The organism is Labilibaculum sp. DW002 (genome assembly GCF_029029525.1).
Classification (GTDB): domain Bacteria; phylum Bacteroidota; class Bacteroidia; order Bacteroidales; family Marinifilaceae; genus Paralabilibaculum; species Paralabilibaculum antarcticum.
Genome location: NZ_JAKJSC010000009.1, coordinates 20,974 through 38,883, shown reverse-complemented (window position 1 = coordinate 38,883; position 17,910 = coordinate 20,974). Strand labels below are relative to the sequence as shown.

13 protein-coding genes and 1 riboswitch are annotated in these 17,910 nt (G+C 35.7%); of the genes, 1 reads left to right on the top strand and 12 read right to left on the bottom strand.

Annotated elements, in window-relative coordinates:
• Positions 1-42: 42 nt before the first annotated feature.
• A complete protein-coding gene (locus L3049_RS19760; protein WP_275111562.1) occupies positions 43-3,183 on the bottom strand; it encodes a PAS domain S-box protein in 3,141 nt (1,046 codons plus the stop codon).
• A 777-nt stretch (positions 3,184-3,960) separates the two neighbouring features.
• Positions 3,961-4,141, top strand: a riboswitch (cobalamin riboswitch).
• Between the two features lie 118 nt (positions 4,142-4,259).
• Between L3049_RS19760 and L3049_RS19755 the strand changes: the two genes are divergently transcribed.
• Positions 4,260-6,683 (top strand): TonB-dependent receptor, encoded by a 2,424-nt coding sequence (locus L3049_RS19755; protein ID WP_275111561.1) that lies wholly within the window; start codon positions 4,260-4,262, stop codon positions 6,681-6,683.
• Between the two features lie 80 nt (positions 6,684-6,763).
• Here the strand turns inward: L3049_RS19755 and L3049_RS19750 are convergent, their stop codons facing one another.
• The 11 genes from L3049_RS19750 to L3049_RS19700 form a co-directional block, all read right to left on the bottom strand.
• Positions 6,764-8,497 (bottom strand): carbohydrate-binding domain-containing protein, encoded by a 1,734-nt coding sequence (locus tag L3049_RS19750; RefSeq protein ID WP_275111560.1) that lies wholly within the window; start codon positions 8,495-8,497, stop codon positions 6,764-6,766.
• 21 nt (positions 8,498-8,518) lie between these two features.
• Entirely contained in the window at positions 8,519-9,910 is a 1,392-nt protein-coding gene (locus L3049_RS19745) for a CotH kinase family protein (protein WP_275111559.1), read from the bottom strand.
• A gap of 10 nt (positions 9,911-9,920) precedes the next feature.
• Complete coding sequence (locus tag L3049_RS19740) at positions 9,921-10,571, bottom strand: DUF2490 domain-containing protein (RefSeq protein ID WP_275111558.1); 651 nt, start codon at positions 10,569-10,571, stop codon at positions 9,921-9,923.
• Positions 10,572-10,581: 10 nt separating this feature from the next.
• The gene (locus tag L3049_RS19735) at positions 10,582-11,286 is read right to left on the bottom strand and encodes a DUF4956 domain-containing protein (RefSeq protein ID WP_275111557.1); all 705 of its coding nucleotides are present in this window, start codon (positions 11,284-11,286) and stop codon (positions 10,582-10,584) included.
• An 11-nt stretch (positions 11,287-11,297) separates the two neighbouring features.
• On the bottom strand, positions 11,298-12,047 hold the full coding sequence (locus L3049_RS19730; RefSeq protein WP_275111556.1) for a polyphosphate polymerase domain-containing protein: 750 nt from the start codon (positions 12,045-12,047) through the stop codon (positions 11,298-11,300).
• A 613-nt stretch (positions 12,048-12,660) separates the two neighbouring features.
• On the bottom strand, positions 12,661-13,374 hold the full coding sequence (locus L3049_RS19725) for a LytR/AlgR family response regulator transcription factor (protein WP_275111555.1): 714 nt from the start codon (positions 13,372-13,374) through the stop codon (positions 12,661-12,663).
• The gene (locus L3049_RS19720) at positions 13,367-14,509 is read right to left on the bottom strand and encodes a sensor histidine kinase (RefSeq protein WP_275111554.1); all 1,143 of its coding nucleotides are present in this window, start codon (positions 14,507-14,509) and stop codon (positions 13,367-13,369) included. Before L3049_RS19720 ends, L3049_RS19725 begins: the two co-directional genes overlap by 8 nt.
• 45 nt (positions 14,510-14,554) lie before the next feature.
• Entirely contained in the window at positions 14,555-16,351 is a 1,797-nt protein-coding gene (locus L3049_RS19715; protein ID WP_275111553.1) for an FAD-dependent oxidoreductase, read from the bottom strand.
• On the bottom strand, positions 16,351-16,986 hold the full coding sequence (locus L3049_RS19710) for a ferric reductase-like transmembrane domain-containing protein (RefSeq protein ID WP_275111552.1): 636 nt from the start codon (positions 16,984-16,986) through the stop codon (positions 16,351-16,353). Before L3049_RS19710 ends, L3049_RS19715 begins: the two co-directional genes overlap by 1 nt.
• 2 nt (positions 16,987-16,988) lie before the next feature.
• Entirely contained in the window at positions 16,989-17,204 is a 216-nt protein-coding gene (locus L3049_RS19705) for a 4Fe-4S dicluster domain-containing protein (RefSeq protein ID WP_275111551.1), read from the bottom strand.
• A 247-nt stretch (positions 17,205-17,451) separates the two neighbouring features.
• Positions 17,452-17,832 carry a hypothetical protein gene (locus tag L3049_RS19700; RefSeq protein ID WP_275111550.1) on the bottom strand — a complete coding sequence of 127 codons (381 nt, stop codon included), beginning with the start codon at positions 17,830-17,832 and terminating at the stop codon, positions 17,452-17,454.
• Positions 17,833-17,910 lie beyond the last annotated feature (78 nt).

Sequence of the window (17,910 nt, the reverse complement as noted above, 5' to 3'; positions counted from 1 at the left end):
AATAAACTTACGAATTACATTTCAAATGCTTTTGTTGTATGTTTATCGTGTTAATATTTTAATCATTTCAATTAGTCTATTTCTATTTATTGGTTTAGCAATGTATTCGTTAAAACCAGAAGAAAGCATTTTCTCCTTATCGTTTGATAGTGCATAAGCGGTTTGAGCAATAATAGGAATGTTGTTATCCATTTCTCTAATTCTTCGTGTAGCTTCATATCCGTCCATTACAGGCATGTTAATATCCATTAAAATAAGGTCTATATCACTTTGGGTAATGAATATTTCAAGGGCTTCAGCCCCATTTTTTGCAAGTATTATTTCGCTGCTTATGTCTTTAAGAATAATTGATAAATATTTAGAAATTTCTACTTCATCCTCGGCAATTAGTATTTTAACCCCATTTTTAGCAGGCTGTTTATCATCCTGTTCTTCAGTATGTAATGTTGATTGCGTTTGCGAATTTAGCGGTAAAGTAAATTGAAAGTTTGAACCTTCTGATTTTTCAGACTCAACCCAAATTTGGCCTCCTAATGCTTCTACGTAAGCCTTTGCAATGGACAAACCAATTCCTGATCCATCATAACCTTTTGAATTTGTATTATCTTCTTGTTCGAATCTATTAAAAATTCGATCGAGTTTGTCGTGTGAAATACCTATGCCTTGGTCTTTTACAGAAAATTTAACAAGTCCTTTATTTTTTCCTGCTAAACATTCACATTCAATTTGTATTGTCCCTTCTTTTGAAAATTTGATGGCGTTTTTAATCAAATTTGTAAGAATAGAGGCGAATTTTGCTTTATCTGTTTCCATTACTAAATCTTTATTTTCAGATTTCGTAAGAAATTCTAGTTGTATCCCTTTTTGTTCAGCCTCCAGTTTAAAAAAGGAATGCAAACTTTCTATTTGTTTGGTAATATTTAATTCAGTCTTCGAGATTTTAATTTGTCCTGCTTCAATTATCGAAATATCAATTAAATCATTCACAGTATTTAGAAGTCGATCGCCACTTTGTTTAATAATGTTAATGAACTCCTCTTTTTCTTCTCCCGTAAGATCGGAATCTTGCAATAGGTTTGTAAAGCCTAAAATGCCATTCATTGGTGTTCTTATTTCATGACTCATATTGGCTAAAAATGCTGACTTTAAACGATCACTTTCCTCTGCATTTTCTTTCGCTCTAATCAATTCTTCTTTGATTTTCAACTCTTTTGTAATGTCACGAGAAGCTTTTATAAATTGTAACAATTTATGATTTTTATCAAAAACAGGTGAAATAATCACTTGTTCAACATAGCGTTCTCCATTCTTTTTTTTATTGGTTATTTCACCTTTCCAAATTTCACCTTTTGTAATTGTATGCCATAGATCTTCATAAACCTCTTTTGGTGTTTCGTCCGATTTATGAATGCTTGTGGACTGACCAATGAGTTCCTTGTTTGAATATCCGGAAGTGTAGGAATAGCCAGGGTTTGCATAAGTGATAATGCCATTTAAATCGGTAAGTGCAATTGGGGAAAGACTTTGGTCAATAGCTGTGTAGAGACGTTGAATTTCCAATTCATTCTTTTTACGGATGCTAATATCATTAATAATTGAATAGATATAAGACTTACCACGAAGTATCATTTTCCCACTAAACACTTCTACATCTCGTATTTCATTGTTTGCTAGTTTGTGCTTGTATTCTGCGTTATAGTTCTCACATTTTGTTGTTTTATTAATTTCACTTGTTATAAACGAAGACGAATCAGTGCTAAGATCCTGAATGAAAAGAGTTAATAATTCCTGTTTGGTATAGCCGTAAAAGTTGCAAGCAGATTGGTTTGCATCTTCAATTTTTGAATTCTTAGCATCAACTAATATCATAGCCGATGCGTTTTCGTTAAAAAGCGCTTCGTATACCAATTGGCTTTCTTCCGCTTGTTCTTTGGCATTTTTCAACAGTTCGATGTATTTTACACGCTTAATAAACGCACCGATATTGTGGGCAATGATTTCCAAAATTTTAAGATCATTCTCAGAATATGCGTCCTGATTATTGTAATCCTGTACTGCAATGGTTCCAATGGATTGATTGGTTAGTTTGTTGATGATTGGCGCACCCATCCATGCAGCAGAGGGTTCTTCAATTACTTGCGCATTACTATCGGCATAAACTTGTTCTTGTTCTTTGCCAACAATAATTTTACCGATTCTGTTCCGACGCACCAAATCGGTTAGGCTGCCTTTTAATTTGGAGGTGTAGTTTTCTGGGTAAGTGGCATAGGCATCAACGGAGTACGGGAAGGAATATTCTTGAGACTCAGAATGATAAATGGCAATGTAAAAATTATCGGCGCTTATCAGTTTTTTAATTTCCTGATGAATCTTTTCCAGATAATTGGAAAGCGAGTTTTCTGTAAATGACAATTCTGATATCTCGTAAAGAAAGTGTTGAATGTTTTCTTGTTTTGTTCGTTCCGTAATGTCTCTGTAAATACCTCCGAATCTTATTTTTCCATCAACTTTAACTGGGAAGTTAGATAACTCAAAAATGCGATCCTTAATCTGAACTGTTTTTCGATTTATTTCGTTGTTGCTTAGTGCATTTTCATAGGTAGGATTAGAAGCGAGCTGAAAAGGATTGTTTGGTATTTCTTCATCTCGTTTGAATTTTATTTCTTCTTCACTTTTATTTATAAATTCACATAAGCTCTTATTTACATTCAGGTATTTCTCATTTCCATCCTTAATGTAGATCATGTTGGAAGATGAATTCACAAATGAGGTTAATTGATTTTCACTTTCTTTCAAACGTTCTTGAGCTTCCTTTTTGTTTGTGATATCAATAATGAAACCATCATAACTCTCCGTTTTGTTCTCTTTGTTTCTAATGGCTCTGGCGGTCATTAAAACCCAGATAGGACTTCCATCTTTTCTTTTGAATTTAATCTCAACATTTTTAACCTGAGGTTTTGGAGAAACATCATATTTGGCAATTAATTTTTCTCTTTCTTGGGTGTCAAAATAAAAGTCAGCTATGTTTTTGGAGAGTAATTCTTCTTCTTCTGCAAAACCGAGTAAGGAAAGCATTTCATTGTTTACCATAGTGAATTTGCCATCCCGGTTGGTCTGATAGAACCCAATGGGCGCAAAATCGATAATGTTTTTGTAAAGTTTATCGTTTGAGTTAGTTGGCATATTAGAGATTTCTTTTACAAAACAAAAGTAAGAATTAGGGCATTTTTATTGTTAATAAGACTCTTTAGTTTTAAGAGCTTAAAATATTATTATGAGCTTGCAGCAAAATAAGTCTGTTCATTTCTCATACTCAATTAATAATGGTATTGATTCAATGATTATGAATGATTAAACGATAGGGAAAAGAAAATGTTTCAAACTTTACTTCTTTAGGGGAGCAGTTTTTTGTAGGTGAATTTAGCAGAAGGTTTTGCCTGCATAACATATTTGGTTCGCTTATTTTTTGTATTTCATACGATTGTTCTTTTTAGTCTAAAATATAAGAAGGTGTTGTAGTTGCTGATTTAAAGGTTTATGGCATAGGTTTAATTTGTATGGGTAAATTTAGAGCACTAGCATTTTATGGGGAAGATAATCAATATATAAAATTTAAGTATTATAGTTATGTTTTACGTGATAAGTTTCATTTATTTTTAAGTTAATGATTTTTTTTCTAAAAAATAGCATCTATCACAGGCGATACTCAATTAATGAGGCAGAATAGAGCTCAGTTTTTCTGCTCAATACATTCTTAAGTTGATGTGCATACTCACGAAATGCATTTTAAATGCTTTTGTCGAATGCCAATGGCTCTTGTTTTGTGAGTAATATCTCATAAGCTAATCATTATTAATTGCAAATTATTCTTATCTATCGCGCAAGCGAATAAGCAATACTAAGTGTTTAAATATTGTTTTATAGCATGTTTTTACATTTAACTTAAAAGCAAAATAGTTTATAGATTTGTGCTGCAATTGGTGCGAAAGCTCAATAGGGAATCCGGTGTAAACCCGGAACTGTGCCCGTAGCTGTAATTCTCGTTACATCTTTAACACGTGCCACTGTCAGCCTAAGGCTGATGGGAAGGCGTTAACAGATAGAGATAAGTCAGAAGACCTGCCATTGCAACAGAGATCATTGCTCCGGGACAAGGGTTTATGATGTACAGTTATTCTATTTGATAGGGCTCGTATTGGGCTTTCTGTGCACCTTCCAGTTATTTCCAGAGCATATTTTTTAATCAAAAAAACAAAATGATGAAAAAATTATGCGCTATTGTTTACTTGCTTTTTGTGGTGAGTATTAGCTTATTTTCAATGCCAAATAACTACCGAGGGGTTGTTAAAGGCATGGTAGTTAACCAATCGTCGAAAGACCCACTTCCTTTTGTAACAGTTTCGATTCCCAACAGTACCAATGGTACTTTAACCGACGATTCGGGTGCTTTTTTGCTGGGCAATTTAAAACCCGGAAAACATGAATTACAGTTTTCTTGTGTAGGTTTTAAACCAATGCGTAAGCAATTTGAGATTCAGGAAAATGTTCCCGTAAATCTTCAGGTTTCCTTATCGGAAGATGTAATAGGACTCGCACAGATTGTTGTAAGTGCAGACAGAAGTCAGGTTAGTCGTAAGGAAGCGCCTGTAATTGTAAATATGTTATCGGCCAAAAGCTTACAGCAAGTAAACTCTTGTTCGTTAGCTGAAGGTCTTGCGTTTGCTCCTGGCATCCGTGTCGAAAACAATTGCAATAATTGTGGATTTAACCAAGTGCGAATGAATGGTATGGAAGGAAATTACTCTCAAATACTGATTAATAGTAGACAAGTTATTAGTGGTTTAGCCAGTGTTTACGGATTAGAGCATATTCCAACGTCTATGATTCAGCGTATCGAAATTGTTCGTGGTGGTGGTTCTGCTCTTTTTGGCTCAAACGCCATTGCAGGAACTATTAATGTAATTACCAAAGACCCTATTAGCAACAACTTTAGCCTTAACATTCAAAATAATATATTGGGTGTGGGCCTTAACGATAAGGCTAATGATTTTAATATTGACTTTAATTCTTCTATTATTTCAGATGACCGAAAAACAGGTATGTTTTTGTTTGGTGTCAAACGAGAAAGAGAAGCCTGGGATGCAACAAATGATGGTTTCTCAAATCTAGTTGAAATAAAGAGTAAGGGAGCTGGTATGCAAGCCTACCATCGTTTTTCAGATAGAAGTAAACTATCCGCAGAATATCATTTTATAAACGAATATCGTCGTGGTGGAGATCATTTAAATCGATTGCCTTTTAATTCGGAAATTGCTGAGCAGGTAGAACATGATATTCATGCTGGAGGCCTAACCTGGGATTTATATTTGGATAAAGAGCGGAAGCACAAATTATCGACTTTTGTATCGGGGCAATATACCGATCGTGAAACTTATTATGGCACACAAATGTTTGAGGATGCTGATGGAAATCCCTATACAGTTCCTCGACCAGATTATAGTGCTTTCGGCTCTACAAAAGATATTGCCAGTGTTATTGGAACACAGTATGCTACTGATTTAGATAAATTTCTAATGGCACCTGCGAAAATTGTGTTGGGTATCGAGAATACGTACAATACACTAAAAGATAAGAAGCTGGGTTATTTCGATCCAATTAAGAATTTGATGCTTGAAAATACGGTGATTTCAGATCAGCGATACAATACTTTTGGTTCGTATGCTCAGGTAAAATGGGATCTTAATTTTATGAACTTGCTTGTTGGAGGACGATTTGATTCTTACCGTATTAAAAATGATGCCGATCATTCTGTCTTTTCAAATAGTGTATTCTGTCCTCGTGTTAATCTGCAATTTAAGCTAAGTGAGAATATTAATGTCAGAACAAGTTATGCTAGAGGATACCGTGCGCCACAAATATTCGATGAGGATTTGCACATTGAGGCATCAACAGCCAGAACCATTACGCACGAATTAGATGAGAATTTGAAAGAGGAAACATCGAATACTTACTTGCTTTCTGCTGAATGGGATTTTACAATGAATAAGTGGGAATCTTATTTCTTGGTGGAAGGGTTTTACAACCGTTTAAACAATCCATTCTACAATGATTACATTCCAAATCCAGATAATTCGCAAGATTTAATTGCCTTGCGAACCAATGCAGGAGGATCGGATGTTGCGGGTGTAAATTTTGAGTACAAATTGGTTCCTTCTCATGTGGTAAACTGTCAGTTGGGTTTCACCCTTCAGAATGGCAAGTACGATACTGCTTTAAACCAGGGTGAAAATACCTTTACGGATAAAGTTTTGCGAAGCCCAAACCAATATGGCTATCTTCTCGTGAATTTGAATCCATCTCATCATACCGAACTGTCAATTAATGGAACCTATACTGGGCCAATGCATATGGTACACCTAGGTGGAGGATTGGATAAAAATGGTATGCTGATAGAGGAGTCTTTGGTGAAAACCAACTCTTTTTACGATTTGGGTTTCAAGTTTGCTTATCACATCGATTTTGGAGATCAGATGAAAATAGAATTTAATGCTGGTGTAAAGAATTTGTTCAATTCATTTCAAGACGATCCTGATTATGGAAACTCTCGAGATGCTACCTATGTGTATGGGCCAATTTCTCCAAGAACGATTTTTTTTGGAATCAGTTTAGGAAATGTTTTATAGGCTAGTAAAAGTAAAGGTGGCGAATTGATTCTCATCAATGCCGCCACCTTCTTTCTAACTAAATGTGTATTGTTTATGAATTAATCGATAAGACTTACTTTACTTGATATCGTAAAGCTTGAATAGAGACTGCCATCACTATAGGTGCCACCAGTGTACAATCCATTTGTTTTTGATCCGTTCGAGTTGCCACCCAAATAGATGTTGTAGCTTACGCCATTTTTTAAATCTGGAGAAGATACCACGAACGACTGAAATGCCTTTTTTGGTTTTATGGTCAGAATTTGATCTCCATCGGCACTTTCGATGTGAACCATTTGTCCGGCCGGCTGGGTACTATTAAAAGTTATTTTAGCAGCATATTGTGTTGAAGCAGTGCTAGGAGCTTCGTCCATTCGTGAGGTGCCAGATCCGACAAGCAATCCACCACTAATTATGCAAGAACCATCGTAATCCAATGCGCTATTCTCATTTGTTGCAGAACTACTTACAATCACGATTCCACCACTCATTACAATAGCATCATTCGAATCCAATCCATCTCCGTTCGAATCTACTACAATATAGCCTCCGTAAATATTCAGGGCGTACGTGCCAGTCGATTTTGTTCCTGGGCCCGAAGAACCGCCTCCTGCAGAGATGTTAATTCCATCATCGCTTGATATTGTGAAGATGTCGCCATCGTAAATGTTGATATTTCCTTCTGCACTTTCCAGTCCTTCGTAGGATTCACTGATGTTAATGTAGCTATCAATGATATCTAAATCAGCATCAGCATGTATTCCATCATCACCAGAAGCAATCTCGAAAACACCATCGTTAAGGGTAATTATCCCGTTCGAATGAATGGCATCGTCAGCAGAACTGATACTGAAAACTCCACTTTCGATGATAATCTGTGAACCCGCTTTAATTCCTTTTGTAGATGTGCTTGAATAAGTATTACTAGCACTTCCTCCACCGGCGATGAGGTCCATCTCAGCATAGGAAATGAGCACATCAGTTTCTGCGGTAATTGCATCGCCATCTGATGTGATTTCGAAATTACCGTTTGTAATAGAGATGTAGCCCTTTGCATCATCCTCTTCTTCGTCCGATTTTAAGCCATCACCACCACAGCTTATCAAAAAATCACCATTCTTTATAATCAGATAATCTTTTCCACGTATGCCGTCGTCCACTGCATTTATCGTGATCAACTCACTGTCTATAATCAGTCCATCTTTACTTGTAATTCCATCGTTGAAATTTCCTTTTACAAGCAAAGAGCCCTCGCCGTAAATGGTCATATCGTCTTTGCTGTAAATACAAGCGTTCGAATCATCATCTTCTTCTTCGTAGGTGTAGACATTACCATCGCTTAGGTAATTCTGCATGCCTTTTTCAAGAACGATCATGGTTTTTTCTGCACTTCTAATAAAAATGGGAGAGTTGTAGGTACAGTTGATATCAACACCATTTAAAATAAGACGAACAATGTCTTCATCTTCGGTATCAACAATAATCTGTCCATCGGAAAGGGAACCGCTAATGTTATAATTTCCTGCTGCCTTGATGGTAAGTGTACTTCCATTTGTACTGATTCCATCGGCATTACTGACAATCGAATTATCGTTAAGTACTACCGAAATTTCGGTAGTACTATCCCAAGAATAATCTTCAGTGCTTTCATGACTTTCTACATTATCTGTTTCTTCGCTGATTGTCTCACTTTCTTCTTCGTATTCTTCTGAGTCTGTATCTCGTTCACAAGAGAAAAGAGAGAGGGATAGAAGCAATGTAAACAGCAAGGATAATTTATTTTTTTTTGTCATAAAGCAATTTTATTTTAATTTTTACTTCAAGTAACTTGTTACTGCATCTTTTCTCGATTGTGCATGAGATTTTAGTGTTTCTACGGCTGAGTCGAAGCTAGAATTGGACCCGATATATGTGTATCCCGATTCTTCAGCGTAAGCATAATCTTTAATTAAATTGTAATGAGCAGTGTAGGTATCGCTAAGTTCCGATGGAATAAATACCTCGTTTACGAACTGGAGAAGGTAGTTTTCATACACTTTTTTGTAATCGGTATCATCAGCCAAATAGCTAATTAAGGGCCACGAAGAACTAACTTCATTTAAAGAAAAGCTTAGTGCGCCAGATTGTTTTCCGTTTTGGAAAGCTTCGTTGTTATCCCAAGGAATCCAGGTAAGCTTACTCGTGCTCGGATCATTGTATAAATAATAGTTGTGTGTCATGTTACCATACGTATCCCAATTTTGGATTACAGTATTGGCAGCCAACCATTTTAAGAACCCATCCACATTAAATACTGCTTCCAAATTCGTTTTCCACACAGCAGTATTGTTTGTTCTATCGCTGCTATTTATAATTGTATATAGCGATTTTACATCAGAGAAATCAGCTTCATCTTCATTGGTTTTCTTCTCCATTTCATCCTCGTCATAGTAACCATTTGCAAAACTTGCGGCATCACCATCGGGTTTGTACAAATTACCAGATCCATCTGTAAATTGGGTATCCAATACAGTATCGTCAACTTCTTCTACTAATGCATAAACACCATAGTATTGCGATCCAGATCCATTGTCTACATAGACCACACAAAAGGCAATTTCTGCCGAAGCCAATCCAAACTGGCGAAACAGGTCTGCACCTACTTTTTCGCGCATTAAAGAAGAATCGTCGAAGTTATTGTTCAGGTTTAACTGTTTAAAACCATAAAAACGTTGGTTCTTTAAAGATGGATAGTCGTCTTCAAATTCATCAAAATCGAGCTTGAAAGAAAGCTTTTTGTTGCCCGATTGATAAGCCGAACTTAAGCTTGAGTTTCCTTTATATCGGATGCCAACATGGTACCATTCGGTATCGTTAAAAGTAAAAGAACAAGGCACCCAAATTGGATCATAATCGCTTGTTGTTTGCTGTCCAGGTCTTCCACCGCTACTTCCTAAATTGGAAGATAAATCTGATTGCATGTCCGACCAATCGTCTGAATCAATCTTGATATCGAAACGCAAAACTTCATTTTGATTGAAGACTGTTGCGTAGTTTAATTCTGCACTTTTACTGTGCGTTGCATCTGTCCAGTCGGGATAAGTTTCAGTGTCAACAACAACTTCCTCTTCAATTTCTTCAGTTACCTCTTCAATTGCTTCATCATCGCGACAAGCGAATGACATTCCGATAATAAGTGCCAGTAGATATAGATATTTTAATTTCATAATATTTGATTTAGAATTTTAGTTTATAGCCTATGCTTACAATGTGTTTGTTTTTAAATTCATTTTGAAAGTAATCGAACTTGTAAGAGGCTTGAATGTAATTTTTCTTACATATTTTATAATCTGTTCCAAGAAAATAACGCATTTTAGCCAAGTCGCCTCCATCTGTTTCTTGAAAAGCTTCTAATCCTGCATAAGGAGAAAATTTGCTTTTTTTGATGTTGTATTTTACTGCAGCTTTGTAACGCAATAAATTGCTATCCGAATCATCATCGGAAAAGTTGGAGTAACTTACTTTAATAGATGGATCAAATCGATAAAATGATCTTTCGTATTTGGCGCTAAGCGAATAGCGATTGTAGTATTCGGTGCTTTTTGTTTCTCTCTTATTTCCGTAGAATCTGTATCCTGCTCCCAACGAAAAATAATCGAATAGCTTATAGGATGCTTTTGCTTCTAATAAATATTTATCTAAGGATAAGTTTTCATCGAATCGAAATTCTGGGCTTACGCTTAATTTGAAGTTTTTAAACAGTTTTGTTTTAGCCGTAAATGAGGTTCTTGTCTGAAATTCATTTTCTACTTCTTGCGCTTGCGCTGATGAAGCAAAGAGTAGAAAAAGGAATGCTAGGAGATAGGTATTTTTGATTTGTATCTTCATAGGTTCACGATTATTTAGTTGTTTTATTTTGACCATTTACATTGTAGTAAAGGGTTATTTCTGCTACATCTCTAAGGAAATCGATCTTTTCAACTTCGTAACGACTGATGTTAATTCCTGTTCTATCTTCAAAATCAAGTAGCATCTCCTCGTGTTTATTGTTGTGGATGTTTTCAATTTTTTCGTAAATCAGTTTGATCGATTTTTCTTGTTTAAGCATTAGTCGCTTTTCCAAGAACCAAAGACCTGCAATAATTAGTGAGTTGGTTAACATCAGCTCGGCGTAACTTACTTTCTTATTCGAAAGAGCATTCATTACTGATATTCCAATGATAATGAACAGGTAAGTCATTTCCTTTATTGGGATTGCATCGGTTCTGTATCGAATAATTCCAAAAATGGCGAACAAACCAAGGGCAAATCCTAGTTCTAATTTTACACTGTTTAGCAGGAAGCAGAGTAAGAAAACAATCACACCTATGGCGAGATAACTGAAATAAAAATCTTTTCGGCTACTATTTTTAGCATACATTCCGTGGGTTACCATGAAAATTAATGCGGTGTTAAATGTGAAACGAACAATAAGTTCAAGAAAGTCGCCAACATTAATCAGTTTTATTCCTAAAAAACGCAATTCTTCTTCCCAGGTACTAATTTCGCTTACTGTTGGTACTGCATTGACAATGGTGTCAGAGATTTGTAATAGTTCGAGCATGATTATTTTAATTAGATTAATATTTTTGTTTGGGTAACTTTTTCTATGTTTCTTAGTTTTGGCTTAAAAGCATTGACTTTTAGCTGTGGATCTGTTATGCTTCTTCCAACGCAATACTTGCTAAATCCACTGGTTTTAATTCTGTTCTCTCGTAAGGCAAGAGCTAATGGTGAAGCTGTTGATTTTCCATCCGACTTGATTTCTACAATCACCAAGTTGTCGAGTGTGACAATTCGGTCTGTTACTTTAAATTCAATGTCTAAATCGATGGTGCATCTTTCTTTAAAATTTTTATTTACTAATGTCAATCGTGAAAAATTATTGCCTAAAGAGGGTTTTAATTCTCTTGTAAAAAAGGGCGTGTGAGAATCGATAAATTGAGATTCGGTACTTGTGAATTTGCCGTTAGGTGATGCACAAGGAATTCTTTTTTTAATGGTTCGTCCTTTGTTATTTTTGAACTTGGTTTCCAAAAAACTAATGCCAGAATTTACATAGCTTCTTTTTCGGATTTTGAACCGGTTTAATTTCCCATTGTGATGAGCTGCAAACATTCGATTGTTCTCCGTATCGAAATAAGTGGTTGCATATGGTAATTTATTTTCACCATCAATATGCAAAAGGAAATACTGATTTTTTACCATCTCAAGTAATTCTGGAAGGTAATCGCTGTGAAACCAAAACTTCTGATCAGTTCTGTTCATCAACTTCACCTGATCCATTTCACTTAGTGTAATGCTGTCAAAAGAATGTGTTTTCATATGCACCTATTGTTGATTGATATGCCTCAAAAATATGGTGAACAAGGCTGCTTTGAAAAAGGAATCAACGAATCGGGAGATTTTATCAACGAATTGGGATTCGTGTAAATGATAGGATTGGAAGATTTTAAATCCTAAGTGTGTCTTCGTGATCTCTGTGTTAAAAAATGAATCCTGTTTGTGCTAAAAACGTCACCACTGAGGGACACGGAGTTCCACAGAGAAAAAAGAAAAGAGTAGTATTGGAATATTGTAAATCCTCTGTGTATCTCAGTGAACTCAGTGGTTGAAAGATGAGTATTGATTTCTTAAAAATATTTACCACCGAGGGCACGAAGGCACACAGAGGAAAAATAGTAAGAGGAATATTCTTTGTGTTTTACTGTTAAATACTTAAAGGTTAAGCTTTTTTGATTGGTGATAAATTAACCACAAAGTAGTTCGAATAAAAGATAACCTCTGTGTTGCTCGATGTTCTCCTTGGTAATTTTTATTTAAGAATACGAAAGAGCAAAACGACTATTCATTTACTCCCGAGGGCACGAAGACACACAGAGAAAAAAATGGAAAAGGGTGTATTGTTAAGATTTTACAGAATATAAAATTGATTTGCTTAAATCAAGAAATTGTTATCAATATAGTTCTGAAACTTATCTTTGTGCTGGTCACTAACAGGGATGTAAACATCATCGAAGATAATTCGATTGCGTTCTATAGTTGTAATTTTTTTGAGATTCACGATATAGGAACGATGCACTTTCATAAAAGATGAGTCAGATAGTTTCTGTTCAATTTTTTTCATGCTCAAAAGTGTCATCAATGGTTTTGCATTTTCAAGATGAATGCGCACGTATTCACGCATTCCTTCGATGTAAAGAATGTTCTCTATCTCAATTCTAATAATTTTGTATTCCGATTTGATGAACAGATGATCGGGACTAACATTGACATCTTCACTGGCTGTATTCAAACGATCGAAATGAGTTTGAGCTTTTAGTGCAGACTTTAAGAAAGTTGCGTAATCCAATGGTTTTAGGATATAGTCAAGTGCATTTACTTTAAAGCCATCAAGAGCATACTCACTATAAGCGGTGGTGAAAATAATCTCCGGTCCGTTGTTGAGCGATTTCGCCATGTCCATTCCACTTAAATCAGGCATGTGAATGTCTAAGAAAATCAGATCAACTTCATTTTTTGAGATGAATTGCAAAGCATCCATGGCATTGTCAAAACCAGCCTGTAAATTCAAAAAGGCAGTTTTCTCGATGTAATTAGAGATCTGTTTTAATGCTAATGGTTCATCGTCTATGGCTATGCAGTTAATCATTTTGTAAAGGTATTATAAGTTTTACGAGATATTCTTTTTCATTTTCAATGATTTCGAAATTTTGGGTTCCATTAAATAAGATATCTAGTTGTTTTTTCAAATTAACCAAACCAACACCAGTTCCTTCTATTGTTTTCGATTTGTTGGATACACTGTTTTTTATTTCGAAAAATAATTGTTCTTGATCTTGTTTTGCGTGGATAGAAATATACGATTCATGAGAATAACTAATGCCATATTTAAATGCATTCTCTACCAATGAGATAAAGAGGAGAGAAGGGATTTTTCTGTGATCTTCTTTAATATCAAGATTGATATCGATTTTCACTTTATCTGAATAACGTATACGCATTAGATCGATATAAGAGTTTAAAAACTCAAATTCAGCTTTGATTGTTGCCGTTCCTTCTTGCGATTCATTCAGCAGATATCGCATTAGTTTCGACAATTCGATTACCGACTTCTGTGCTTGAATTTGATCCATTTCGATTAGTGCATGGATGTTATTAAGTGTATTCATAAAAAAGTGCGGGCTAATTTGTTGACGAAGAAAGGAAAGTTCTGTTTTCAAATGGATTTTTTCTTTTTCCTCGTGCTGCGATACCTCTTTTTGTCTACGTACTCCTAGTTTTATTGCATTGTTAAATCCAACACCTAAGAATGCGATAATGATGTTTTCAAATATTAGAAAACTAAAAGGTTTGTTTCCAATTGGCAAAGGAGGCCTATCATTTAATGGTTCGCGAAATCCACCAAAAGGATCTCCTTGCATCATAGGTCCTCCCGGACGCATGGGATTACCATGTGGACCTGGTCTTGGACCTAGACTTGGTTCTTGAAATAAATATTCATGTAATAATCGAGGCAAATCATTAAATATTGAAAATGCGAGGATAATTGCCGTTACTGAAACGGTGTACAAAAGCGTTTTTTTACGGAAAAGTAATTTTGGAACCAGTAAGCTATTGTTAATAATGAAAATTATTAGAAATGGAAAAGTTCGCATCCATTCGAAAAATACTCGATTCCAGTTGAATTCATCTCCACCTTTTAAAGTAAAAACAGGCAGTGCAAAGATTAATAACCAAAGTAGTATATATATTAAATTTTCGCTTCGTTTTTGTGTAATCATCATATTACATAAAGATTGTATCTTGTAAAAATATCCAAATAATTCTATTTAAGAGTCCGTACTTAAAAAATTGTTGTTAGGCCAAGTACCAAATGCTTGTTTTTCAAATTGCATACTGCCATCATTTCCTTTAAAAATGTTAATCCAAGCTTGCCAGTTTTCATTGTCCATATCAGGATAATCCATACGGTAATGGCTGCAGCGACTCTCTTTTCGCATAAGCGATGCTTTCAACTTCATTTCTGCTGTTGCAATCATGTTAACCGTTTCATGTGCTAGTCTAAGTTCGTGCATGTCAGCAGCTCTAAGCATAGGAACATGATGGTTGCGTAATTCTTCAACATAAGCTAGGGCTGCCTTTAGCATGTTTTCTTTTTTTACATACAAAACAAAGTTTGGAATCATAATGCCTTGTAATGTTTGCGTTACCCATGCAGGACTGTATCCAGCTTCGCGATGCAAAGGTGCTAACATTTCTTCTTTTATCTTTTGAATTAAAGATTTTGAAATTGCAGGTACTGTGGTGTTGGCAGAATATTCTGCAGCAGCTTCACCAGCAATTGCACCCTGAACAGCGGAGCCTGCTAATGATGAACCTATTTGCGTGTAAATACCTCCAGACATATAAGAACCTAGTGCATCTCCGGCAGCATAAAGGCCTGGGATATTTGATTCGCATTTGTCGTTAATAGGAACTAAACCTTCCGATTTGTGTATGGCCATTCCTGCAGATGATCCTCCAACAGAAGTGCCACCCATTCCAGGAGGACCTCCACCTTCTCCTGGTTTACCAACGCCACCTGGTTTTTCTCCTCGCGGTGGTCTTTTTCCATCTTTAGGCCCATCCTTAGGTGCATCTTTACGATTCCCTTGTCCACCTCTACTGAATTCAGTCGGTGTGAATGGTCCACCAGAAACTTTACTTTTTCCACCAGCACCCGGAGGTCCCATTTGCACAGGATTTCCACTGGAATAAGCCATGTAATTTATGTCCACACCCAAATCGTGATGTACTTCTATTCCATTTACACTTGGTTTGCGTTCGAACATGCCGTGCCATCCAGTGAAACAGTCAGCTGCGTTTGTCGCTTGCCCTGGGTGACCATCGTTCCATTCTTTTCCGGTTACTTTGGCTCCAATGTTATAAGCCATAATTGTACCATCATGGGTCAAGTCGCAAATAGGGAACCCATTAGGTTTAAATCCACCTGCACCAGTACAAAGAATTACACTTTTTGCATTAAAAATGTATACTTTTTCTTCATCTAAACAAAAACCTGCTGCACCAACAATTTTACCTTTTTCTTTTATCAGATTTGTGATTACAATTCTTTCCAAAAGAGATATGTTTCGTTCGTTTATTGGCTTACTAAAAGCTTTGTTGTAAAGTGCAGAATCGAAAAAACCCCATTCTTTTAATTCGTTAACTCTGGCTAAAGAATGCTTTGCCATTTGTTTGGTATACACCGAGTTGTTTGATCCTAGTGCAGAACGAGAGACCGTTTCAGCAAATTCATCAATAGAGACTTTTGCGGTATTCGGATCATAAGCAAATATACCCTTTGCAAAAGGTGTTTGTCCAGATGAACCCAATCTTCCTTTAGAAACCATGATTGCTCTTGCGCCAGCATCGTGAGCTTTAACTGTGGCAAATAGGCCAGCCATACCGCCTCCAACCACCAATACATCTGTGTCCTGTTCAATATATTCTAAATTTTTTGGATCGATATTAGCTTGGTTCGCAGCCCAGCCAGCTATTCCCATAGAGGCAAGAGTGGCCATGCCAATTGCTCCACCAGCTAATCCCATGAATTTTCTGCGTGTCATTTCGTTTTTTGTATCCATTATTTTGTTCCTCCAGACGTTTTAAAGAAGTAGGTTTTAAGCAATAAAAGAATTCCTATTGCCGAAAGGCTAATAAAAAAGGTGCTAAGTACGGTATCGGAATGTCTCCCTAAATCAATAACATGAACTAGTGCTATGCCAACAAAAAAGATCGATAAGATACCATGAATTATTCTCCAGGTTTTGTATTTTAGGCCTAGTTGATTTCTAAAAAAAGAAGTTAAGCCTAAAAGAAGCATGGAGACCCAGGCAATTATTCCAAAGATGATTCCTGTGCTGTTAAAGCTTGTAATTATAGTAATGAATGCATCTTTTGGTTCTACGCCTGCTTCAAAATATCGTGGAATAACGATTAAAAAAGGATGAACCAAAAGAATAGAAATAAAGATGTATCCAATGTATTTGTGATACTTAACTACCAAACTCATTTTGTGAGCTTTTAGGATCTTTTTATTGCTTCGTGCCAAAAAGAACTGTCCTATCATCAAGCTAAATGAGAGTAGGGTAATTAAAGATAATGCTTCTTTTAAGCTACTGCGTTGAGGAAAATCTCCCAGCGCCCAAAATAATATCGGTAAGCCAATAAATACGGCAATTGCCAGTATGATATTGTATGTTTTAATTTGTTTTTCCATAATCAGCCCCATGAAACAATTACTGGTATCGATTTTTCCGGAGAAATTGTAATGGCATCTACCGGACAATACATTCTACACAAATGGCATATTTGACAATCTGCCGGATATTTTATTGTTGCTTTTTCTGTTTTTGGACCCAGACGAATTACGTCGGTAGGACAGGTTTGTATGCAAACTCCACATCCTATGCATCCGTTAATATTTTCTATTGCCATCGCTTCGTTTTATGTGATGTTATTACCTTTTATATAGTAAAGTAACATGAACCTATAGAAGGAAAGAAATCTGATCAACGAACTGGTAAATTTTATCAACGAACGGGAGAGTTTGAATTACAAGAGGAGGGTTTCTAATAGTTGTTATGTATTGATAAAATAGTTTGTAATAAAAAATACCAGAACCCTCTATGAGAAGAGAATCCTGGTAATTTGCACACTATTTATCTACTATTACGATTCTTTTTTAACGTCTTTGTGGTCGGCTTTGCTGAGGCTTGTTCTTTTTCATATAAGCTTCAAACTGCTCTTGTTGCTCCTCATTTAACAGCGAGTTTACCTCCTTTTTGAATTTGGTGTCCAAATTTTCCATATCTTTTCTTGAAGGTCTTCCTGATGCAAATTTTTCTTTAACTTCTTTAAAATGATCTGTAAATAATTCTGCAATATCCTTAGTTTGATCGGCATCTAAATCAAGAGTATCACTTAACTCAATTACCATTTTCTTGATTTGTGTAGAATTTGGAGTTGGTGGTGGTCCTTGTTGTGCATGTGCAAAGTTTCCTCCTATCATTATTGATGCAGTAATCATTAATAATGTTGCTATTTTTTTGAAATTCATTTTCATAATTGTATAATTTAAATGTTCTTATTATTTAATCTAATGCTAAGGAATGAGATTTTGATTTTATAATAAAATGCAATC

Bases quoted from the DNA above. Each gene is read 5' to 3' on its own strand.
- L3049_RS19760 (WP_275111562.1), bottom strand. From the start codon at position 3,183: ATGCCAACTAACTCAAACGATAAACTTTACAAAAACATTATCGATTTT.
- L3049_RS19755 (WP_275111561.1), top strand. From the start codon at position 4,260: ATGAAAAAATTATGCGCTATTGTTTACTTGCTTTTTGTGGTGAGTATT.
- L3049_RS19750 (WP_275111560.1), bottom strand. From the start codon at position 8,497: ATGACAAAAAAAAATAAATTATCCTTGCTGTTTACATTGCTTCTATCC.
- L3049_RS19745 (WP_275111559.1), bottom strand. From the start codon at position 9,910: ATGAAATTAAAATATCTATATCTACTGGCACTTATTATCGGAATGTCA.
- L3049_RS19740 (WP_275111558.1), bottom strand. From the start codon at position 10,571: ATGAAGATACAAATCAAAAATACCTATCTCCTAGCATTCCTTTTTCTA.
- L3049_RS19735 (WP_275111557.1), bottom strand. From the start codon at position 11,286: ATGCTCGAACTATTACAAATCTCTGACACCATTGTCAATGCAGTACCA.
- L3049_RS19730 (WP_275111556.1), bottom strand. From the start codon at position 12,047: ATGAAAACACATTCTTTTGACAGCATTACACTAAGTGAAATGGATCAG.
- L3049_RS19725 (WP_275111555.1), bottom strand. From the start codon at position 13,374: ATGATTAACTGCATAGCCATAGACGATGAACCATTAGCATTAAAACAG.
- L3049_RS19720 (WP_275111554.1), bottom strand. From the start codon at position 14,509: ATGATGATTACACAAAAACGAAGCGAAAATTTAATATATATACTACTT.
- L3049_RS19715 (WP_275111553.1), bottom strand. From the start codon at position 16,351: ATGGATACAAAAAACGAAATGACACGCAGAAAATTCATGGGATTAGCT.
- L3049_RS19710 (WP_275111552.1), bottom strand. From the start codon at position 16,986: ATGGAAAAACAAATTAAAACATACAATATCATACTGGCAATTGCCGTA.
- L3049_RS19705 (WP_275111551.1), bottom strand. From the start codon at position 17,204: ATGGCAATAGAAAATATTAACGGATGCATAGGATGTGGAGTTTGCATA.
- L3049_RS19700 (WP_275111550.1), bottom strand. From the start codon at position 17,832: ATGAAAATGAATTTCAAAAAAATAGCAACATTATTAATGATTACTGCA.